Source organism: Streptomyces sp. NPDC048389 (genome assembly GCF_040706335.1).
Classification (GTDB): Bacteria; Actinomycetota; Actinomycetes; order Streptomycetales; family Streptomycetaceae; genus Streptomyces.
Genome location: NZ_JBEZKP010000007.1, coordinates 96,354 through 116,783 on the forward strand (window position 1 = coordinate 96,354; position 20,430 = coordinate 116,783).

16 protein-coding genes are annotated in these 20,430 nt (G+C 71.4%); 8 read left to right on the forward strand and 8 right to left on the reverse strand.

What is annotated here, in order from left to right; genetic code table 11:
• The first annotated feature begins 217 nt into the window (after nucleotides 1–217).
• The 3 genes from dusB to AB0903_RS07820 all read left to right on the forward strand — a co-directional run bounded on the left by dusB (nucleotide 218) and on the right by AB0903_RS07820 (nucleotide 6,581).
• On the forward strand, nucleotides 218–1,372 hold the full coding sequence (dusB, locus tag AB0903_RS07810; protein ID WP_366700068.1) for a tRNA dihydrouridine synthase DusB: 1,155 nt from the start codon (nucleotides 218–220) through the stop codon (nucleotides 1,370–1,372).
• A 783-nt stretch (nucleotides 1,373–2,155) separates the two neighbouring features.
• On the forward strand, nucleotides 2,156–4,864 hold the full coding sequence (gene ppdK / locus AB0903_RS07815) for a pyruvate, phosphate dikinase (protein ID WP_366700070.1): 2,709 nt from the start codon (nucleotides 2,156–2,158) through the stop codon (nucleotides 4,862–4,864).
• A 691-nt stretch (nucleotides 4,865–5,555) separates the two neighbouring features.
• Nucleotides 5,556–6,581, forward strand: coding sequence for a winged helix-turn-helix domain-containing protein (locus AB0903_RS07820; RefSeq protein WP_366700072.1), 1,026 nt, complete (start codon nucleotides 5,556–5,558; stop codon nucleotides 6,579–6,581).
• Here AB0903_RS07820 and AB0903_RS07825 read toward each other — a convergent pair.
• A complete protein-coding gene (locus tag AB0903_RS07825) occupies nucleotides 6,547–7,707 on the reverse strand; it encodes an alkaline phosphatase PhoX (protein ID WP_366700074.1) in 1,161 nt (386 codons plus the stop codon). The genes AB0903_RS07820 and AB0903_RS07825 overlap by 35 nt on opposite strands.
• A gap of 240 nt (nucleotides 7,708–7,947) precedes the next feature.
• Here AB0903_RS07825 and AB0903_RS07830 point away from each other — a divergent pair, with 240 nt between their 5' ends.
• On the forward strand, nucleotides 7,948–8,373 hold the full coding sequence (locus tag AB0903_RS07830) for a VOC family protein (RefSeq protein ID WP_366700076.1): 426 nt from the start codon (nucleotides 7,948–7,950) through the stop codon (nucleotides 8,371–8,373).
• A 132-nt stretch (nucleotides 8,374–8,505) separates the two neighbouring features.
• On the opposite strand, the gene nirD is transcribed toward AB0903_RS07830, so the two are convergent.
• From nirD to AB0903_RS07845, 3 genes are read right to left on the reverse strand one after another with little or no spacing between them, the layout of a single operon-like run.
• Nucleotides 8,506–8,865: a nitrite reductase small subunit NirD gene (gene nirD, locus AB0903_RS07835; protein WP_366700078.1), complete on the reverse strand. Its 360-nt coding sequence runs from the start codon at nucleotides 8,863–8,865 to the stop codon at nucleotides 8,506–8,508.
• Nucleotides 8,862–11,462, reverse strand: coding sequence for a nitrite reductase large subunit NirB (nirB, locus tag AB0903_RS07840; RefSeq protein ID WP_366700080.1), 2,601 nt, complete (start codon nucleotides 11,460–11,462; stop codon nucleotides 8,862–8,864). The genes nirD and nirB overlap by 4 nt, the downstream gene beginning before the upstream one ends.
• A complete protein-coding gene (locus tag AB0903_RS07845) occupies nucleotides 11,462–12,658 on the reverse strand; it encodes an FAD-dependent oxidoreductase (protein WP_366700082.1) in 1,197 nt (398 codons plus the stop codon). Before AB0903_RS07845 ends, nirB begins: the two co-directional genes overlap by 1 nt.
• Before the next feature lie 469 nt (nucleotides 12,659–13,127).
• On the opposite strand from AB0903_RS07845, the gene AB0903_RS07850 reads away from it, so the two are divergent.
• The gene (locus AB0903_RS07850) at nucleotides 13,128–13,916 is read left to right on the forward strand and encodes a TSUP family transporter (RefSeq protein ID WP_366700084.1); all 789 of its coding nucleotides are present in this window, start codon (nucleotides 13,128–13,130) and stop codon (nucleotides 13,914–13,916) included.
• Between the two features lie 90 nt (nucleotides 13,917–14,006).
• Here AB0903_RS07850 and AB0903_RS07855 read toward each other — a convergent pair whose 3' ends face one another.
• Nucleotides 14,007–14,657: a class F sortase gene (locus AB0903_RS07855; RefSeq protein ID WP_366700086.1), complete on the reverse strand. Its 651-nt coding sequence runs from the start codon at nucleotides 14,655–14,657 to the stop codon at nucleotides 14,007–14,009.
• Nucleotides 14,658–14,889: 232 nt separating this feature from the next.
• Nucleotides 14,890–15,393, reverse strand: coding sequence for a hypothetical protein (locus AB0903_RS07860; protein ID WP_366700088.1), 504 nt, complete (start codon nucleotides 15,391–15,393; stop codon nucleotides 14,890–14,892).
• A gap of 316 nt (nucleotides 15,394–15,709) precedes the next feature.
• On the opposite strand from AB0903_RS07860, the gene AB0903_RS07865 reads away from it, so the two are divergent.
• From AB0903_RS07865 to AB0903_RS07875, 3 genes are all read left to right on the forward strand, one after another.
• Nucleotides 15,710–16,312, forward strand: a complete 603-nt coding sequence (locus AB0903_RS07865) for an NAD(P)H-dependent oxidoreductase (RefSeq protein ID WP_366700090.1) — start codon at nucleotides 15,710–15,712, stop codon at nucleotides 16,310–16,312.
• A 484-nt stretch (nucleotides 16,313–16,796) separates the two neighbouring features.
• The gene (cutA, locus tag AB0903_RS07870) at nucleotides 16,797–17,099 is read left to right on the forward strand and encodes a divalent-cation tolerance protein CutA (protein WP_366700257.1); all 303 of its coding nucleotides are present in this window, start codon (nucleotides 16,797–16,799) and stop codon (nucleotides 17,097–17,099) included.
• On the forward strand, nucleotides 17,096–17,578 hold the full coding sequence (locus tag AB0903_RS07875) for a gamma-glutamylcyclotransferase family protein (RefSeq protein ID WP_366700092.1): 483 nt from the start codon (nucleotides 17,096–17,098) through the stop codon (nucleotides 17,576–17,578). Before cutA ends, AB0903_RS07875 begins: the two co-directional genes overlap by 4 nt.
• Here the strand turns inward: AB0903_RS07875 and AB0903_RS07880 are convergent.
• Together AB0903_RS07880 and AB0903_RS07885 are read right to left on the reverse strand one after the other, a co-directional pair.
• On the reverse strand, nucleotides 17,526–19,652 hold the full coding sequence (locus AB0903_RS07880) for a molybdopterin oxidoreductase family protein (protein WP_366700094.1): 2,127 nt from the start codon (nucleotides 19,650–19,652) through the stop codon (nucleotides 17,526–17,528). The genes AB0903_RS07875 and AB0903_RS07880 overlap by 53 nt on opposite strands.
• 137 nt (nucleotides 19,653–19,789) lie before the next feature.
• Complete coding sequence (locus AB0903_RS07885; protein WP_366700096.1) at nucleotides 19,790–20,371, reverse strand: TIGR03086 family metal-binding protein; 582 nt, start codon at nucleotides 20,369–20,371, stop codon at nucleotides 19,790–19,792.
• Nucleotides 20,372–20,430 lie beyond the last annotated feature (59 nt).

Below are 20,430 nucleotides of genomic sequence, written 5' to 3' on the forward strand. Positions count from 1 at the left end.
TGCAGCAGGGGCCAGGACCGCCGCATCGCGGTCCTGGCCCCTGGCTGTGCGACAGACGGCCCGCGCCTGTCCGCCGGGCCCGCTGCGCGGCCGACGGCCCTTGTCTGCGCGACCGACGGCCCCCGCCCGTCCGCCGGGCCCGCGCCCCCACCCGGGGCCGCCTGGTCTCCGCCTCCCGTCCGGGCCGGTCATCCCGGCGATGCGCGACAATGGGCGAATGACCACGCTCGCCCCCGCCTCCACGAACACACTCCGGATCGGCCCGCACGCCGTGCAGCCGCCGGTGGTCCTCGCCCCCATGGCCGGCATCACCAACGCGCCCTTCCGCACCCTGTGCAGGGAGTTCTCGGGCGGCAAGGGCCTGTTCGTCAGCGAGATGATCACCACGCGGGCGCTGGTCGAGCGCAACGCGAAGACCATGCAGCTCGTCCACTTCGACGCGACCGAGACGCCGCGCTCGATCCAGCTGTACGGGGTGGACCCGGTCACCGTCGGCAAGGCGGTGCGCATGATCGTGGACGAGGGCCTGGCCGACCACATCGACCTGAACTTCGGCTGCCCGGTCCCCAAGGTGACTCGCAAGGGCGGGGGCTCGGCGCTCCCGTACAAGCGGCCGCTGCTGCGCGCGATCCTGGGCGAAGCGGTGACGAACGCCGGTGGCCTGCCGGTCACCATGAAGATGCGCAAGGGCATCGACGACGACCACATCACCTACCTCGACGCGGGTCGCATCGCCGTCGAGGAGGGTGTCACGGCCATCGCCCTGCACGGGCGCACGGCGGCCCAGCACTACGGTGGCACCGCGGACTGGGACGCGATCGCCCGTCTCAAGGAGCACGTCCCCGAGATCCCCGTGCTGGGCAACGGCGACATCTGGTCGGCGGACGACGCCGTGCGGATGATGCGCGAGACGGGCTGCGACGGTGTGGTCGTGGGGCGCGGCTGTCTGGGCCGGCCGTGGCTCTTCGGAGACCTGGTGGCGGCCTTCGAGGGGCGCCCGGAGGGCTACGCGCGGCCGACGCTGCGCGAGGTCGCGGATGTGATGCTGCGGCACGCGACGCTGCTGGGGGAGTGGATCGGCGACGAGTCGCGCGGGGTGATCGACTTCCGCAAGCACGTGGCCTGGTACCTGAAGGGCTTCGCGGTCGGCTCGGAGATGCGCAAGAAGCTGGCGGTCACCTCGTCGCTGGACGAACTGGGCGGTCAGCTGCGGGAGCTCGATCTGGACCAGGCGTGGCCCGTGGGCGCCGACGGGCCACGCGGGCGGACGTCGGGGAACAACCGCGTGGTCCTCCCGGACGGCTGGCTGAAGGACCCGTACGACTGCGCGGGCGTCAGCGCCGACGCCGAACTCGACACCTCGGGTGGCTGAGACTCCGACTCACCGGGATCGGCGCGCACGAGGAAGCGGTGGAGCAGGCGCAGCGGGTGTGGACCGTGCGGCGCCGGGTGTCGGGGGACGCCCACCGCGCGCCACCGGGATCCCGGCAGCGGCCGGGGGGCGACCTCCCGGCGGCGGGCCGCAGGAACCGCGCCCCCGAGCAAAGGGCTGCGGTGCGGGAGACGGCGTTCCCCGAGTGGGCGACGCCGGTCTGAAGCCTCGGACGGATGGCATCGGGTGCCCGTCCTGGGGCCGCGCTCATGTGAGCGCCTAAAGCTGCGCGACGAGGCGGGATTTGTACGCGGAGGGGACTGCGCGCAGTCGATTCGGCCTCCAAACCTCCACCCGCCATCGCGTAACGTGCTGGGGCGGTGACGCACAATCATGAACCAGGTGTCCGGATGGTGACATCTGAGCGGCATCTGGAAGGTGATCCTCGCCACCCCTGAGGTCTCAGTGGCTCATATGAGCGAGATCGCACAGGCTGCACTTCTCGTAGGTTGGCACTGAGTGCCACCCCGCCTTGTTTTGATCGATCGACACAATGACTATCGGACGTGTCGAAATATGAGGCGATTGAGCACTCTGTGTGCTTGTGCCTTCAAGTGATGAACTCGGCTTCCCAGTGCACAGGACCGGCGCGTCACTTTTGATCTGGTGGCGCATGGGTGGTTGAGCCCGCATGACGCGCAAGTGGACGTACCCAGACGCCTTCGATCTGGGTATGTTCCTCGCCGTCAGGGCAGCCACCGAGTCCTCGAGGAGTCGAGACCCGTGTCGGAAAACAAAGATCAGAAGTTCGTCTACGACTTCACCGAGGGCAACAAAGAGCTCAAGGACCTGCTCGGTGGAAAGGGCGCGAACCTCGCCGAGATGACCAACCTCGGTCTTCCGGTCCCTCCCGGGTTCACGATCACCACCGAGGCGTGCAAGGTCTACCTCGAGAGCGGCGACGAGCCCCCTGCCCTGCGCGACGAGGTGAGTGCGCACCTCGACGCCCTTGAGACGGCGATGGGCAAGAAGCTCGGCCAGGCCGACAACCCGCTGCTGGTGTCCGTACGTTCGGGCGCCAAGTTCTCGATGCCCGGCATGATGGACACCGTCCTCAACATCGGCCTCTCCGACAGCTCGGTCGCGGGCCTCGCCCAGCAGGCCGGCGACGAGCGCTTCGCGTGGGACTCCTACCGCCGCCTCATCCAGATGTTCGGCAAGACCGTGCTGGGCGTCGACGGCGAGCTCTTCGAGGAAGCCCTCGAGGACGCCAAGTCCGCCAAGAAGGTCACCGTCGACACCGACCTCGACGCCGCGGACCTGAAGAAGCTCGTCAAGCAGTTCAAGAAGATCGTCAAGTCCGAGGCCGGCCGCGACTTCCCGCAGGACCCGCGCGAGCAGATGGACCTCGCGATCTGCTCGGTCTTCGAGTCCTGGAACACGGACCGCGCCAAGCTCTACCGCCGTCAGGAGCGCATCCCCGGCGACCTCGGCACGGCCGTCAACATCTGCTCCATGGTCTTCGGCAACCTCGGCCCCGACTCCGGCACCGGTGTCGCCTTCACCCGCGACCCCGCCTCCGGCCACCAGGGCGTCTACGGCGACTACCTGCAGAACGCGCAGGGTGAGGACGTCGTCGCCGGTATCCGCAACACCGTGCCGCTGGCCGACCTCGAGTCCATCGACAAGAAGTCGTACGACCAGCTGATGCAGATCATGGAGACGCTGGAGAACCACTACAAGGATCTCTGCGACATCGAGTTCACCATCGAGCGCGGCCAGCTGTGGATGCTGCAGACCCGCGTGGGCAAGCGCACCGCAGGTGCCGCCTTCCGCATCGCCACCCAGCTCGTCGACCAGGGCCTGATCGACGAGGCCGAGGCGCTCCAGCGCGTCAACGGCGCCCAGCTCGCGCAGCTGATGTTCCCGCGCTTCGACGAGAAGGCCAAGGCCGAGCTGCTCGGGCGCGGCATCGCCGCCTCACCGGGCGCGGCCGTCGGCAAGGCCGTCTTCGACTCGTACACCGCGGTCAAGTGGTCGCGCTCCGGCGAGAAGGTCATCCTGATCCGCCGTGAGACCAACCCGGACGACCTGGACGGCATGATCGCCGCCGAGGGCATTCTGACCTCCCGTGGTGGCAAGACCTCGCACGCCGCAGTCGTCGCCCGCGGCATGGGCAAGACCTGTGTCTGCGGCGCGGAGGAGCTCGAGGTCGACACCAAGCGCCGCCGGCTGACGGTGAACGGCACCGTCATCGAGGAGGGCGACGTCGTCTCCGTCGACGGCTCCACCGGCAAGGTGTACCTCGGTGAGGTCCCCGTCGTGCCGTCGCCGGTCGTCGAGTACTTCGAGGGCCGGATGCACGCGGGCGCCGACGACGCCGACGAGCTCGTCCAGGCAGTACACCGGGTCATGGCCTACGCGGACCGGGTACGCCGGCTGCGGGTCCGGGCCAACGCCGACAACGCCGAGGACGCGCTGCGTGCCCGCCGCTTCGGCGCCCAGGGCATCGGCCTGTGCCGGACGGAGCACATGTTCCTCGGTGAGCGCCGCGAGATGGTCGAGAAGCTGATCCTCGCGGACACCGACGACGAGCGGGAGGAAGCGCTGGAGGCGCTGCTCCCGCAGCAGAAGCAGGACTTCGTCGAGCTGTTCGAGGCGATGGACGGGCTGCCGGTGACGGTGCGTCTGCTCGACCCGCCGCTGCACGAGTTCCTGCCGGACATCACCGAGCTCTCGGTGCGCGTCGCCCTCGCCGAGGCCCGCAAGGACCACAACGAGAACGACCTGCGTCTGCTGCAGGCCGTGCACCGGCTCCACGAGCAGAACCCGATGCTGGGCCTGCGCGGCGTACGCCTCGGGCTCGTCATCCCCGGCCTGTTCACCATGCAGGTACGGGCGATCGCCGAGGCCGCCGCGCAGCGCGTCGAGGCCAAGGGTGACCCGCGGGCCGAGATCATGATCCCGCTGGTCGGCACCGTCCAGGAGCTGGAGATCGTCCGCGACGAGGCCGAGCAGGTCATCGCGGAGGTGCAGCAGCGGACCGGCATCGATCTGAAGCTGGCGCTGGGCACGATGATCGAGCTGCCGCGCGCCGCGCTGACCGCCGGGCAGATCGCCGAGGCCGCCGAGTTCTTCTCCTTCGGCACCAACGACCTGACCCAGACGGTGTGGGGCTTCTCCCGCGACGACGTGGAGGCCAGCTTCTTCACCGCGTACCTGGAGAAGGGCATCTTCGGGGTCTCGCCGTTCGAGACCATCGACAGGGACGGCGTCGGCTCCCTGGTCCGGAGCGCGGTGGAGGCCGGCCGGGCGACCCGGCCCGACCTCAAGCTCGGCGTGTGCGGCGAACATGGCGGTGACCCGGAGTCGGTGCACTTCTTCCACGAGGTGGGCCTGGACTACGTCTCCTGCTCGCCGTTCCGTATCCCGGTGGCGCGGCTCGAGGCGGGCCGTGCGGCGGCCCAGTCGACCGGCAGCGACTCCCGGTAGGACCATCGGACCCCGGAATCGCCACCGGGCCCGGGGCACGAAAACCCGGAGCCCGGTACCCCGACCCTCACCGGCCGTCCGGTGGCGGTTCCGGCTCACCAGAGAAGGGGCGGGCGCCTGTGCGGGGCGCCCGCCCCTTCCGCATGCCCTCCTCGGGTCCGCCTCTTCCGCGTGCCGCTGCGGGCCTGCCCCTTCCGCATGCCCTCCTCGGGCCCGCCTCTTCCGCATGCCCTGGCGCGCGTGCCGTGCCTGATGCCGTGGCGCGTGCGCCTGTTCCGCTTCTGCCGGCCGGCGCGGGATTCGAAAGGTTCCTGTTGAACCCCGGGTCAGTTGAATTGCGGATCAAACGAGCTTCCGGCTTCTTAACAGTGGTCGAATTTCTGCCGCTCGGAGCGCCCTGCAACGGACAGGAGCGCGGCCTGCGGATCCCCACCCGCCGACCGCGCTCCATTTCCCGTGCCGGACACGGAGCCGCAACCTTCGTCACCGCCGCCGGACGCGCAAAGCCCCCCACGGTCCTCGCTGCGTCACTTCGGTGAAGTAGGTTTCATGCCCGACGTCGTACAGCTTTTCGGTTCGCCCCCACAGCCCGCGAGGCGTTTCAACTGTGGCTGAAACACCGTGGTAACAACCTGTGATTGCATGCATACTCAATGCTGGGGGCGATAGTGGGTGCAACAGTGGGGGTTCGGTGCTTCGTATTCATTTCAACGCGGACGACCTGGCGCGGGTGAGGATGGCGGCCAGGCCGGACGCGTTGTGGGAATCCATTCTCAGTTTTCACCGATTGCGCGACCGAAGAGGCGCACTCGTCTTCGGTGAATGGCGCTCCGAAGCGCGAGCGCGGTTGAAAGATGAAACACGACTGCTCTCCGCCCTTGTGCCCCAGCGCGGATATTTCCCGGACTTTCTCACACCGCCGGAGGCGTCGGAGGGCCTCGAAGCGGGCCTCGAGGCGCTGCGGGCGACGCCCCCGTCCCGCCTGCACGCCGAAGTCGCCCTGGCCGCCGCCCATCGCTCGCCCCTGCGCTCACTGCCCGGCCGGCTGCTCTCCCTCGCCGAGGGCAGGTCCGAATCGGTGGCCCGGCTCGTGGAGCTCCTGCGCGGGTACTACCGCGCGGCGGTCGAGCCGTACTGGTCCCACATCCAGGGCCGGGTGGAGGCGGACCGCGTCGTGCGCGGCCGGGCGCTGCTCGACGGGGGCGCCGGGGAACTGCTCGCCTCGCTGCCGCCGGTACTGCGCTGGCGCGCACCGGTCCTGGAGGCCGACTATCCCGTCGATCGCGAACTGCGCCTGGACGGACGCGGCCTGCTGCTCCAGCCGTCGTTCTTCTGCCGCGGGACGCCGGTGGTCTACCGCGACACGTCCCTGCCGCCGGTGCTGGTCTACCCGGTCTCGCACGCCGGCGAGCACTCCGCGGGGGACGGCGGGGGTGTCTCCCTGGGCCGCCTGGTGGGGCATACCCGCTCCGCGGTGCTCCAGGCCATCCGCGGTGGCTGCACGACGAGCGAACTGGCCCGCAGGGCAGGGGTGTCCCTGGCCTCCGCGAGCCAGCACGCCGCCGTGCTCCGTGAGGCGGGCCTGGTGGTGACCCTGCGCCACGGGAACGCGGTGCTGCACTCCCTCACCCCGCTGGGCGCCGCCCTGCTGCGCGGCGGCGCCACCGCGGAGCCCGAGCTCGCTATGCGCGGAACGGGCCGGTCACTTCGTAGGTGATGCCGCCCGACGAACTGCCGCTGGTGCCGCGCTGGCTGGAGAAGTACAGCCGGCTGCCGTCGGGGGAGAAGGCGGGTCCGCAGATCTCCGACGACGACTGACCGGTGACGCGCAGGAACGGCGCCACGACGTCGTCCGGGGTGATCACGCAGATCTCCATGTTGCCGCCGTCCTCCGCCACGAAGAGGTCGCCGGAGGCGGCACCGGTCACGTTGTCCACACCGGTGAGCGGCGCGGAGCCGCCGACGACGAGGGAGTCGTCGTAGGCCAGTTCGTACGTGTCGCTCAGCAGGTTCAGCTGCCAGAGGCGGTTGTCGCCCTTGGTCGTGAACCACACGGTGTCGTTGGCGTAGTGGCAGCCCTCGCCGCTGTTGAACAGCTTGGCGCCGGACACCTGGTCGCGGGTGGGGGTCGGCGAACCGTCGGGGTCCGGCACGGTCGCCCACGTGAAGGAGCCGGAGGTGCCCGTTCCGGCTTTGAGTACCTGGAGGGTGCCGGAGGACAGATTGCCCCACGTGGTGGGGACGAAGCGGTAGAGGCAGCCGTCCGAAGCGTCCTCGGTCAGGTAGATCACCTTGCGTACCGGGTCGGCCGCGGCGGCCTCATGGTTGAAGCGCCCCATGGCGGACCGGCGTACGGCGGCGTTCACGCCCCACGGGTCCGTCTCGTAGACGTACCCGGTGCTGACCTCCTCGCAGGAGAGCCAGGTGTTCCACGGAGTGGCGCCGCCCGCGCAGTTGCGGTTGGTGTTGGACAGGATGCGGTAGGCGCCCGTGATGGCACCGGTCGAGGAGAACCTCACGGCGCTCGCGCCGCCGGTGGAGGAGATCTCCGAGTTGGAGACGTAGATCCAGCCGCTGCCGTCCGCGAAGCAGGCGCCCCCGTCGGGGGCCTTGTGCCAGGTGTACGAGGTGGAGCCGACCTTCTTTCCCGACCGGGCGATCACCCGGCTGGTGAAGCCGGCCGGCAGCTGGATTCCGTTCGCGTCCGCCGGGCCCAGCGCCCCGTAGGGGCCGGAGCCTGGCTGCGCGGGGGCCGCGGAGGCGGCGCCCTGCCACAGGGTGAAGCCGAAGGCGGCGGCCGAGGTGCCGACGACCGCTCCGCGCAGGAAGCTGCGACGTTCCACTTGTCACTCCAGGGTGGGATGACCGCCCCGCGGCGCCGGTCGGTGCCGCGGGGTCGCGCGCTCCCGGACCATAGAAGCGGTGAGTGGCGCACACTTCAACGGAGGGTGACTGTCAGAGGTTGAGCGAAGAATTCTCCGTGAGACCGATGAGTTCGCCGCGGGCCGCCCGTCTGCCCCTGTGAACGCATCGCACACACCGGCGCCGTGCACACCGCGGCGCCCCACAGGAGAGAGACCGCCATGGCTCAGATGATCTTCGTCAACCTGCCCGTCAAGGACCTGGAGACCAGCAAGTCCTTCTGGACCAAACTGGGCTACTCCTTCAATCCGCAGTTCACCGACGAGAACGCGGCCTGTCTGGTCTTCAGCGACACCATCTACGCGATGCTGCTGACGGAGGCGCGTTTCAAGGACTTCACCAAGAAGGACATCGCGGACGCCGCCACCACCACGGAGGCCATTCTGGCCCTGAGCGCGGACAGCCGCGAGAAGGTCGACGAGCTGGTGGACGCCGCGCTCGCCGCAGGCGGTTCGCCGTCCAACGACCCGCAGGACTACGGGTTCATGTACGGCCGTTCCTTCCAGGACCCCGACAACCACCTGTGGGAGGTCATGTGGGTGGACGTCGAGGCGATGCAGCGTGCGACGGCCGAGGGCGGCGAATGACCTCGATGGAGAAGAGGGCCGGGGTGCCGCTCACGCGTCGTGAAGAGTCAGGGCAGTGACAGACGACGCGTGAGCGGAGCTCTCCCGGCGGGTGCGGCGGTTGAGCGGAGCTGTCCCGGCGGGTGCGGCGGCTCAGGACAGCCGGACCTCGTACGCCGTCACCGACACCGCGTCGTCGTCCAGGCAGCGCCCGGTCCCGAGGTCGAAACGCTGCTTCAGGAGCGGCGAGGCGACGAACGGCCGGCCGGCCGCCGAGCCGACCAGGCCGCGCGACAGCACCTGCGCGCCGCTGAACGGGTCGCGGTTGTCGATGGCGTACGGCCGGCCCTCGCGGTCGAGGAAGATCGCGGCCTGACGGCCGTCCGGCAGCAGCGCCGCCACGCCCCGTCCCGGCGTCAGCCGGGACAGCGGGCACAGCGCCGCCCAGTCCTCACCCAACCTGAGCTGGATCTGGACGTCCGTCGTGGCGGGGGCGAGGGTCGTCGCGGTCATCGGGCGGCACCTTCCAGGGTCTGGTGATACGAAGGGATGGACAGCAGCGGCAGATCGGGCTTGACCTGGTCGCGCTCGGGCACGAACTTCACGGTCGGGTCCGGGACGTCGGGCGCGTTGACGAAGGACACGAAACGCTGCAGCCGCTCGGGGTCGTTCAGCGTCTCGGCCCACTCGTCGCGGTATCCGGCCACATGGTCGGCCATCAGCGACTCCAGCTCCGCGCAGATGCCGAGCGAGTCGTTCACGACCACGTCCCGTACATGCTCGAGCCCGCCCTCGATGCGCTCCAGCCAGGTCGAGGTCCGCTCCAGCCGGTCGGCGGTGCGGATGTAGAACATCAGGAACCGGTCGATGAGCCGGACCAGTTCGGTGTCGGACAGGTCCTGGGCCAGCAGGTCCGCGTGGCGCGGTGTCGCGCCGCCGTTGCCGCCGACGTACAGGTTCCAGCCGTTCGCCGTCGCGATCACGCCGAAGTCCTTGGACTGGGCCTCCGCGCATTCGCGCTGGCAGCCGGAGACCGCCGACTTCAGCTTGTGCGGCGAGCGCAGGCCCCGGTAGCGCAGCTCCAGGTCGATCGCCATGCGGACCGAGTCCTGCACGCCGTAGCGGCACCACGTCTGGCCCACACAGGACTTGACCGTGCGCAGCGCCTTTCCGTACGCGTGTCCCGACTCGAAGCCGGCGTCCACCAGGCGTGCCCAGATCTGCGGCAGCTGGTCGACGCGGGCGCCGAACATGTCGATCCGCTGACCGCCGGTGATCTTCGTGTAGAGGCCGAAGTCGCGGGCCACCTCACCGATGATGATCAGCTTCTCCGGGGTGATCTCACCACCGGGGATGCGCGGCACGATCGAGTACGAGCCGTTCTTCTGCATGTTGGCGAGGAAGTGGTCGTTGGTGTCCTGGAGGGCGGCCTGTTCGCCCTCCAGGACATAGCCGGGGGCACCGATCGTGGGAGCGAGCGAGGCGATGATGGAGCCGATGGTCGGCTTGCAGATCTCGCAGCCGTCCTTGCCGCGCGCCGCCTCCCGGCCGTGTGCGTCGAGCAGCTGCCGGTACGACGTGATGCGCAGGGCGCGCACGATCTCGTACAGCTCCTGGCGGGTCTGGCCGAAGCAGCCGCACAGCCCCTTGTCGACCTCGACGCCCGACGCCTCCAGTTCGGCGTTGACGAGCTGGCCGAGCACCTTGACGCAGCTTCCGCAGCCGGTACCGGCCTTGGTGCACTTCTTGACTTCGGGCACCGTCGTGCAGGAGTGCTCGGTGACCGCGCCGCGGATGGTGCCCTTGGTGACGTTGTGGCAGGAGCAGATCACCGCCTCGTCGGGCAGGGCCGCGGGACCCAGTGCGGCCGGCGCACCGGCGCCGGCCGGCAGCACCAGCTGCTCCGGCGCCATCGGCGGCACCGATCCGGTGAAGGCCCGCAGGGTGCCGTACGACTCGGCGTCACCGACGAGGATGCCGCCGAGCAGCTCACCGCCGGGCCCGACGACCAGCTTCTTGTAGACCCCGGCGCGGGAGTCGGAGTACACGACGTCGAGGCAGCCGTCGGCAGCGCCGTGCGCGTCGCCGAACGAGGCCACGTCCACACCCAGCAGCTTCAGCTTGGTGGACGTGTCCGCGCCGGTGAAGGTCTGCTCCTGGCCGTCCAGTGCCGCGGCCGCCGCCTCCGCCATCTCGTAACCGGGCGCCACCAGCCCGTACACCCGGCCGTCCGACGCCAGCGCGCACTCGCCGATCGCGAAGACAGCGGGGTCCGACGTGCGGCACTGCTCGTCCACGACGATGCCGCCGCGCTCACCGACCGCGAGGCCCGCGTCCCGCGCGAGCTGGTCCCGGGGCCGTACGCCCGCGGAGAAGACGACCAGGTCCGCCTCGAGCACCGAGCCGTCCGACAGCGCCATGCCGTTGACGGCGCCGTCGACGCCGGCGGTGACCTCCTGAGTGCCGACACCCGTGTGGACGGTCAGCCCCATGCCCTCGATGGTGCGCAGCAGTGCCGCGCCGCCGCCCTCGTCGACCTGCACGGGCATCAGCCGCGGCGCGAACTCCACGATGTGCGTCTCGAGCCCCAGCCCCTTCAGCGCCCCCGCCGCCTCCAGGCCGAGCAGCCCGCCGCCGACGACCGCGCCCACGCGCGCCGTCTTCGCGTACTCCTCGATCTTGAGAAGGTCCTCGATGGTCCGGTAGACGAAACAGCCCTCCGCGTCCTTGCCCGGTACCGGCGGCACGAACGGGTATGAGCCCGTGGCCAGCACCAGCGTGTCGTACGAGAGGGTCCGCCCGGCGCGTGAGGTGACCGTGCGCGCGGCGGTGTCGACGCGCTCCGCCGGGTCGTCCAGATGCAGCTCGATGCCGTGCCGCTCCATGAAGCCGTCCTCGACCATCGACAGGTCGTCGGGCGTGTTCCCGGAGAAGTACGAGGTCAGACGCACCCGGTCGTAGGCGGGGCGGGGCTCCTCGCACAGCACGACGATCCGCGCCCGCTCGGTGACGCCACGCTCGGCCAGGGCCTCCAGGAACCGCTGGCCGACCATTCCGTGGCCGACGACCACGATCGTGGGAGTGGTCGCGGAAGGGGACATCGCAGCCATCAGGCGCCTCCATCATTGGTGAGCAGGTGGAGCAGGGGGAGGGAGTCCGGCAGGGCCTCGTCGCCCTCCCAGGCCCGGGCGAGCGCGCCGACGGACGCGAGATCCCCGAGCAGTACGCCGCCGACGAGCCGGTCTCCGCGGACGACGACCTTGCGGTACGCGCCCCGGGTGGCGTCGGCGAGCTGGACGACGTCGTCCCCGGGGCGTGGGGTCGGGTCACCGAACGCGGCCAGGTCGAGCGGGCTCGTCGCGGAGGCCAGGGTGAGCCGGGTCAGCGCGCGGGTGCCGGAGTAGCGGGCCCCTTCGCCGTTCAGTACGGACGCGAGGACGTCCGCCTGCTCCAGCGCCGGGCCGGCCAGGCCCTGCACGACACCGTCGTGCTCCGCGCAGTCGCCGATGGCGTGGATGTGCGGGTCGGAGGTGCGCAGTTCGTCGTCGACGACGACACCCCGCCGCACCTCGAGCCCGGCGTCGACCGCCAGACCCACTCGGGGCCGCACGCCGCAGGCCAGCACCACGATCTCCGCGTCCAGCGCGAAGCCGTCCGCGAGGACCACGGCGCCGACCGTCCCCTCGGGCGTGGTCCGCAGGCCGCGCACCCGGCACTCGGTGTGCACCTCGACGCCGAGCAGTTCGAGATGGGCCCGGAGCAGCCCCGAAGCGGACACGTCCAGCTGGCGCTCCATGAGGTGCTCGCCCTGCTGGGCCAGCACCACCTTCGCGCCGCGGACCGCCAGGGCCCGGGCCGCCGACACACCCAGCAGCCCGCCGCCGACCACCACCGCCCGTGTGCCGGGACGGACCGCGCCGGACAGGGCCGCGCAGTCGTCCAGGGTGCGGAAGGGGTGGACGCCGTCCGGGAGCCCGGGGCCGATACCGCGAAGGGGCGGCAGCACCGGGTTGGAGCCGGTCGCGAGGACGAGGCGGTCGTAGCCGACGGCCGTGCCGTCCGCGCAGTGCACGACCCGCCGGTCGCGGTCCACCGACGTCGCCCGCACCCCCCGCCGCACCGGGACCTCCGGCAGCGCGATCACCTCCGGCCCGTACCGGCCCGCGAGCACCTCCGCGAGCAGCACCCGGTTGTACGGCGCGTGCGTCTCCTCGCCGAGGACCGTGACGCGAGCGCCCGCGCCGAGCTGACGCGCAAGCCGCACACCCGCCGTCCCGCCGCCGATCACCACGATCTCCGAAGTCATGCATGCAGCGTGCGTCGCCGGTGTTACCCGGCAGGTCCCCTTCTGTTTCCCACGGGGAACCTTGCCCTCAGCAGGCCCGGCCCCCCGCTGTGAGGCCCCCTCCCCTCCCGACCCGGGCTCCGCCCGGACCCGGTACCGCGCTGCGCGCGGTGGCCTCGGGCCGCCGGCACATCCAGCTCGCCGGCGTTCGGGGCGTGGGGTTCGGGGCGAAGCCCCGACGGGAGTGGCCGGCCCCGCCGGCGAGCGATGCGCGAGGGCACGGGAGCGGCGCCGCCGGAAGCGGATCCGGGGCGGAGTCCCCGGTGCGGGAAAGGGCGGGATTCCAGGGTTTCCGGGGGACGCGCTGCGGTCGCGGCGCCGCCCCAACCTCAGAGCACGCTCACGGGCACCGCCCCCTCAACCTCAGAGCACGCTCAAGACTTCCTCGATCGATGGACGGCGCACGTATCCCGTCCATAGGGTCACCACCGTGCCCGACATATCGCTCACCACCCTCCTCTTCCTCTGTCTCGCCGCCGCCGCGGCCGGCTGGATCGACGCCGTCGTCGGTGGCGGCGGGCTGCTGTTGCTGCCCGCGCTGCTGCTCGGGCTGCCGCAGGTCCCGGCCGCCCACATCCTCGGTACGAACAAGGCGGTCGCCATCGTCGGCACGTCGGGCGCCGCGATCACCTACGTACGCAAGGCCCCGGTGCAGGTGAAGACCGCCGTGCGCATCGGACTCGCCGCGCTCGCCGGCTCGATGGGCGGCGCCTTCTTCGCGGCGGGCATCAGCAGCGAGCTGCTGCGCCCTGTGATCATGGTCGTGCTGCTCGGCGTGGCCGCGTTCGTGATGCTGCGTCCTTCGTTCGGCACGACGGCCGCCGATGTCGACAGGCGCCGTGTCACCCGGACCCGTACCGTCCTCGCGATCGTGCTCGTCGGCGGAGGTATCGGCTTCTACGACGGGCTGTTCGGGCCGGGCACCGGCACGTTCCTGGTGCTGGCGCTCACCGCGGTGCTCCACCTGGATCTGGTGACCGCCTCCGCCACCGCAAAGATCGTCAACGTGTGCACCAACGCCGGCGCGCTCGCGATGTTCGCCTACCAGGGCACGGTGCTGTGGCAGCTGGCAGCGCTGATGGCCGTGTTCAACCTGGTCGGCGCGATGCTCGGGGCTCGCACCGCACTGCGGAAGGGGAGCGAGTTCGTCCGCGGCGTGCTGCTCGTCGTCGTCTTCTCCCTCGTGGCAAAGCTCGGCTTCGACCAGTGGACGGCGTAAACGCGGCGGGGCCAGGGTGACGGCGCAAAAGCTGACGGCGTGAGGCGTGGCGGCGTAAGGAAGGACTGACGGCGTGAGGCATGACGACGGTCAGGTCGTACCGCCGCCCCGCACGCCGATCAGGTGCGCGTACGCCACGACGTTCCCCTGGTATCCGGTCTTCTCGGAGAAACCGCCGCCGCAGGTGATCACCCGCAGCTCGGCCCGGTCGCCCGTGCCGTATACCTTCTCGTCGGGGAAGGCGTCGGCCTCGTAGACCTCGATGGCGTCGATAGTGAAGACGGCGGTCCTGCCGTCCGCGCGGAGCACCTCGATCCGGTGGCCCTTCTCCAGAGTCCCGAGGCTGTAGAAGACGGACGGGCCCTGGGCGTTGTCGACATGGCCGGCCACGATCGCGGTGCCCTTGGCGCCCGGGGTGGTGCCGTCCTCGTACCAGCCCGCCAGGTTGCGGTCGGCGGCCGGCGGGACCTCGAGGCCGCCGTTGCCCTCCAGGCCGAGGCCCATGACGGGGGCGTCGACGTCGATCCTGGGGATGCGCAGCCGTACCGGTTCGGAGGCCGGCAGCGGATCGGCCGCCGCATCGGTGTGCCGGTCGGGGCCGGCCGCGAACGCCTGGGCGGCCGACGGGACCGGCGGGGTGACGTCACGGGCGCCGTTCTGGACCAGCCACAGCCCGGCGCAGACGGCGACGGCCAGGCCCCACCCCTTGGTCCTGCGCCGGATGGTGTCCTGGGCGGTCATCGGTCCTCCAAGGTCGCGTGCGAGGTCCGTCGAAGGTTGCGTCCGCGATCGCGTCGAAGGTCGCGTCGTTCACGAGGAAGCGGGGAAGAGGGGCGGGGAGAGGGGCGCCGGCGGTCCGCAGACGGCGGCGCGGACGAACGCCCGGCGTGAGAAGTCGCCCCGCCCCCGTCGGCTCGAGGCGGACGGGAGCGAGGGCTCCGGCGGTACGGGGACCGGTCGGGATGCCGGTCCGTCAGCCTCTCTGCGCGCCGCTCGCCCGGCGGCGCAGGAGGAGCGTCCCGCCCACAGCAGCCGCGGTCAGTACCGCCGCGCCCGCCGCGATCTGGGTGGTGTCGGGGCCCACGCTGCCGCCGACTCCGGTTCTGACGTGCCCGCTCGGCTGCTTGTGGTGCACCTCGAGGTCGCCCGTGGCCTTCTTGCCGTCCTTGCAGCGCACCTCGATGCCGTACGTTCCCGGCCTGGCGCCCTCGGGGACCGTGAACCGGCCCACGACGACCTCCTTGTGCGTGCCGGGCCACAGCTTGAACTCGCCGGCGCCGAGTGACCGGGCGTCGCCGACGCCGTGGCCGTCCTTGCCGCAGGCCGTGGTGTTCACGGTGACCTCCGTGCCGGGGGTCGCGGGTGACGGGTACACCTCCAGCTCTCCGAAGTCTCCGGCGTACGCCCCGTGGGCGCCGAGCCCTGTCGTGGCGAGGGCCATCGCGGTGCCGGTGATCAGGCGGGCGGTGGTGCGCATGGGGTCCTCCGGAAGCGCGCGGTGCGGTGTGTCGTCTTCTCCGAGGTAAGAGGCCGAGCACCCGGCACGCCTGCTGATGGCCCCTCAGATTCGCTCGACCGGAGCGGCGTGTCGCCCTGGACGGATCGCATACCCGCAGGTCAAGGCCGCTGATGCCGGGTCAGGTCCGGACGTCGGGCGCGTCGTGCCGAACGGGTGACGATCCGCCTGGGCGGTCGGCCGCGCCGGGGCCCACCGCGCGACCGCCGGGTCCGCCGTCGCGGGTCCCCGGACGTCGCTTGACCTCAACCAAACTTGAGGTACCAGGCTCCTCCGTATGGACATCAACACACCCGACCACACGTCCCCCTTGAAGCTCGCCGTCGTCATGGGCAGCAACCGTGAAGGCCGCTTCGGGCCCACCGTCGCCGACTGGTTCGTCTCCCGTGCCGCGGCGCGCGAGGACTTCCAGGTCGAGGTCGTCGACCCGGCCGACGCCGATCTGCCCACCGCGCTCTCCTACGATCCCTCTCCCGAGGTGCGCACGGAACTGGGCAAGGTCACACCGAAGCTGGCCGGCGCAGACGCCTTCGTCGTGGTCACCCCCGAGTACAACCACTCGTTCCCCGCCACCCTCAAGAGCCTCATCGACTGGCACTACGATGAATGGCAGGCCAAGCCGGTCGGCTTCGTCTCCTACGGCGGGATCTCCGGCGGGCTGCGCGCGGTCGAGCAGCTGCGGCAGGTCTTCGCCGAGCTGCACGCCGTCACCGTCCGGGACACGGTGTCCTTCCACAACGCGGGCGCCCACTTCGACGACGAGGGCAACCACCGCGACCCCGCCGCCCCCGACGCCGCCGCCAAGACGATGCTCGACCAGCTCTCCTGGTGGGCCGAGGCGCTCAGGTCCGCCAAGTCCGTCCGCCCCTACGCAGGCTGAGGCCGCCGCCGTGCCGCTGAGAGGGCTCCTCGCCCTCTCGACCCCGACCGGCGGGTGATCGCGCTTGCCGTCCCGGCGGATGATCGCGCCGGTCCCGCCCCCGGGCGGTTCAAGCCCTCGGCCCCCTTGACCGCAGGTCGTCGCCGCTGCGACGGCCACCCACGCCGACCGCTTCATCCGCATCCCCCGACGGCTACGACGTCCTCGTGACGGAGGTCGGGCCGTTCGTCGAGCAGGGCACTCACAAGGGCACTCACGGCGGACGGCCGACCGCAGGCGGCCGCGTACACCCGCCTCCACGCGGCCCGGTTCACGGTGGCGGCGGCCGAGGTGTGATCCGCGGTGCGTACGGTGGCAGGTGGGCCGCCTCCGGCCCCGCCCGTCCTGTGCGCCGGAGGCCGTGCGCGCCCGCAGAGGAGCCGACGACCGAGAAGGAGCCCGTGCCGTGGAAGAGACCCCCGCAGCGCCGCCGCTGCTCGCCGTGATGACCACGACCGACAGCGCCGAGAAGGCACAGCAACTCGCGCAGGGCGCCGTGGAGGCCCGGCTCGCCGCCTGCGCCCAGATCTCCGCACCGGTGACGTCGGTCTACCACTGGCAGAACGCCGTCGAGACCGCGGAGGAGTGGCAGGTGCTCTTCAAGACCACACCGGCCTGCTACGACGCCCTCGAAGCCCATCTCACCGCCGCCCACGACTACGAGACACCGGAGATCATCGCCGTGCCCGTGGTGCGCGGGAACGCGGCGTACGCGAACTGGGTACGGGCAGAGACCGTGGCGCGATGAACAGCCGCCGGCGGCTTCCGTTCTTCGTCTACGGCACCCTGCGCCCCGGGGAGCGCAACCACGACCTGTTCCTCCGCGGCCGCACCACCACGGAGCGGCCCGCCCTGCTCTGCAGCGCCCGGCTCTACGAAGGCCCCGGCTTCCCGTACGCCGTCGACGACCCGGGCGGGCCGTGCACGGTCACCGGCGAGGCGGTGTGGGCCGACCCCGAGGACTACGGGCGGCTGCTCGGAGTCCTCGACCGGCTGGAGGAGTACACCGGCAGCCCGGGCCGTCCCGAGAACCTGTACGAGCGGACGGCCCGCACGGTCCTCCTCGACGACGGCACGGCCGTCACGGCCTGGGTGTACGTGGCCGCCGAGCGCACGGCCCGCGAGCTGCGGGCCGCCGGCACCCCCGTGGCCGGCGGCGACTGGCGCGGGACGGTCAGGCCCCGCCGGCCGGGCCCGCCGGCTCCAGCCGGACCGCGCACACCTTGAACTCGGGCATCCGGGAGGTCGGGTCGAGCGCCGGATTCGTCACCGAGTTGACCCGGCCCTCGCCCGGCCAGTGGAACGGCATGAACACGGTGTCCGGCCTGATCGAGGTGGTGATCCGCGCGGGCCCGGTCGCCCGGCCCCGCCGGGACACCACGGCGAGCGGCTCGCCCTCCGCGACGCCGAGCCGCTCCGCCAGCTGCGGATGCAACTCGACGAACGGGCCGGGCGCGGCGGCGTTCAGCTCGTCGACGCGCCTCGTCTGCGCGCCCGACTGGTACTGGGCGACCACCCGCCCGGTCGTCAGCAGCACCGGGTACTCGGCGTCGGGCTCCTCCGCGGCGGGCCGGTGCGCCACCGGAACGAACCGGGCCAGCCCGTCGGCCGTGGCGAAGCGGTCGAGGAACAGCCGGGGCGTCCCCGGGTGCGGGCCTCCGGCCTCTTCCGGCTCTTCCGGGCACGGCCAGAACACGCCGTTCTCGTCCGCGATCCTGCGGTAGGTGATGCCCGAGTAGTCCGCCGGGCCGCCCGCCGACGCGCGCCGCAGCTCCTCGAACACCTCCTCCGGATCGGCCGGGAAGCCCTTCTCGTGCCCGAGCAGCCCCGCCAGGGCGCCCAGCACCTCCAGATCGCTGCGGACACCGTCCGGCGCGTCGAGCGCCTTGCGGCGCAGCAGCACCCGGCCCTCCAGATTGGTCGTCGTGCCCGACTCCTCCGCCCACTGCGTCACCGGCAGCACCACGTCCGCGAGCGCCGCCGTCTCCGAAAGGACCACATCCGCCACGGCCAGGAACTCCAGCGACCTGATCCGATCCTCGACGTGCGCAGCGCGCGGCGCGGACACCACCGGGTTCGAGCCCATCAGCAGCAGCGACTTCACGTCGCGGCCCAGCGCGTCCAGCAGTTCGTAGGCGCTGCGTCCCGGCCCGGGCAGCGACTCGGGGGCCACGCCCCACACCTGAGCGACATGCGCCCGCGCCGCCGGGTCGTCCAGCTTGCGGTAACCGGGCAGTTGGTCGGCCTTCTGGCCGTGCTCACGGCCGCCCTGCCCGTTGCCCTGGCCGGTGAGGCAGCCGTAACCGGACAGCGGTCGGCCGGCCCGGCCCGTCGCCAGGCACAGATTGATCCACGCGCTCACCGTGTCCGTGCCCTTGGAGTGCTGCTCGGGCCCGCGGGCCGTGAGCACCATCGCGGACGGCGCGTCGCAGAACAGCCGTACCGCCTCGCGCAGCTCCGGCACCCCCACGCCCGTGATCCGCTCGACCAGCTCCGGCCAGTGCGCCATGGCGGCGGCCCTGGCGTCCGCCCAGCCGCTCGTACGGGCGGTGATGAACTCCTCGTCGGTGCGTCCCTGCGCCACCACCTCGTGCAGCAGGCCGAGGGCGAGCGCCAGATCCGTACCGGGCCGGGGCGCGAGATGCAGGTCGGCCTGTTCCGCCGTCCTCGTCCGCCGGGGGTCGACGACGATCAGCCTGCCGCCGTTCTCCTTCAGCTCGGTCAGATAGCGCAGTGCGGGCGGCATGGTCTCCGCGAGGTTCGAGCCGACGAGGATCACGCAACCGGTCCTCGGGATGTCCTCCAGCGGGAACGGCAGACCGCGGTCCAGACCGAACGCCTTGGTGTGCGCGGCCGCCGCCGACGACATGCAGAAGCGGCCGTTGTAGTCGATCTGCGAGGTGCCGAGCACCACCCGGGCGAACTTCCCGAGCGTGTACGCCTTCTCGTTGGTCAGCCCGCCGCCGCCGAAGACGCCCACCGCGTCGGCGCCGTGCGTCTCCCTCGTCCGCCGCAGCCCGTCGGCGATCGTACGCAGTGCCTCCTCCCAGGTGGCCGGCTCGAGCCTGCCTGTGGCGTGGCTTCTGATGAGCGGCCCGGACAGGCGCACCCGGGAGGAGAGAAGGGAGGGGGCCGTACGGCCCTTGCCGCACAGGGCGCCCCGGTTGACGGGGAAGTCCGGGCGCTCCACCACCTCGACGGCCGTCCCGGCGTCCGCGCCCGGCTGCGGCACGTCGCGCAGATTCATACCGCACTGCAGGGCGCAGTAGGGACAGTGGGTCGGGGTGGTCTCGTCGCGCATGACGCCCAGCGTGGAACATTCGTGTTACGCGGGCGGACGCGGCGCATTACAGACGGGGTACGCATGGCTCCGGAACCGGCTCACGGCGGCGTGAGGTGCCGCCGTGAGCCTTCGGGGTCCGGGGTGGCGGACACGGCTCAGGCGCGGCGGCCCATCATCGCCAGCAGCCGGGTCTGCGGGTCGTCACCAGGCGGCGGCTCGATCGGCGGGGCGAACAGCCCGGACTTCGACAGCTCCGAGGCGTACGGGCCGACCTCGCCCAGCGTGAAGGCCACCAGCGCGTCAGGCAGCCGCTCCTCCGCGCCGATGGCACGCGACAGGTCCCAGGTGTGCACCACGGCGTCGCTGATCATCTGAGAGCAGTACGCCGTGGTCGGCGTCTCCCCGTACGACAGCTGGACCGTCCCCTCCATCGCGCCCTCGTCGGAGAACGCCTTGCGGGCGGCGCGCGCCGCCGCGTCCCAGCTCCGCTTGGGATGCTCGCCGAGGACGTCGCCTTCGTACGCGTCGCCGATGTCCTCGATCGTCGCCCCGTCGGTCACCAGGTCCGGCACCCACAGCTGCTCGGCGGTCAGGTGGTTGACAAGGTCGCGCACCGACCATTCGCTGCACGGCGTCGGATCGTCCCACTGGCCGTCGCGGACGGCGTGCACCCGGTCGGTGAAGAGGGCCAGCGCCTCGGTGTGCCGGGACAGGAGAGTTGCCACGTCTTTGTTCATGGCGCTCACTGTTCCGCGCCCGGGTGCTCGATGCGAGCGCGCCGGGCCGCGTGCCGCCC

Coding starts and splice junctions, on each gene's coding strand:
- nirD (WP_366700078.1), bottom strand. CDS start 8,865: ATGACCGCGACGACCCTCGCCCCCGCCACGACGGACGTCCAGATCCAG.
- AB0903_RS07885 (WP_366700096.1), bottom strand. CDS start 20,371: ATGAACAAAGACGTGGCAACTCTCCTGTCCCGGCACACCGAGGCGCTG.
- AB0903_RS07845 (WP_366700082.1), bottom strand. CDS start 12,658: ATGACTTCGGAGATCGTGGTGATCGGCGGCGGGACGGCGGGTGTGCGG.
- AB0903_RS07860 (WP_366700088.1), bottom strand. CDS start 15,393: ATGCGCACCACCGCCCGCCTGATCACCGGCACCGCGATGGCCCTCGCC.
- AB0903_RS07880 (WP_366700094.1), bottom strand. CDS start 19,652: ATGCGCGACGAGACCACCCCGACCCACTGTCCCTACTGCGCCCTGCAG.
- AB0903_RS07855 (WP_366700086.1), bottom strand. CDS start 14,657: ATGACCGCCCAGGACACCATCCGGCGCAGGACCAAGGGGTGGGGCCTG.
- dusB (WP_366700068.1), top strand. CDS start 218: ATGACCACGCTCGCCCCCGCCTCCACGAACACACTCCGGATCGGCCCG.
- AB0903_RS07865 (WP_366700090.1), top strand. CDS start 15,710: ATGGACATCAACACACCCGACCACACGTCCCCCTTGAAGCTCGCCGTC.
- AB0903_RS07830 (WP_366700076.1), top strand. CDS start 7,948: ATGGCTCAGATGATCTTCGTCAACCTGCCCGTCAAGGACCTGGAGACC.
- nirB (WP_366700080.1), bottom strand. CDS start 11,462: ATGGCTGCGATGTCCCCTTCCGCGACCACTCCCACGATCGTGGTCGTC.
- AB0903_RS07875 (WP_366700092.1), top strand. CDS start 17,096: ATGAACAGCCGCCGGCGGCTTCCGTTCTTCGTCTACGGCACCCTGCGC.
- cutA (WP_366700257.1), top strand. CDS start 16,797: ATGACCACGACCGACAGCGCCGAGAAGGCACAGCAACTCGCGCAGGGC.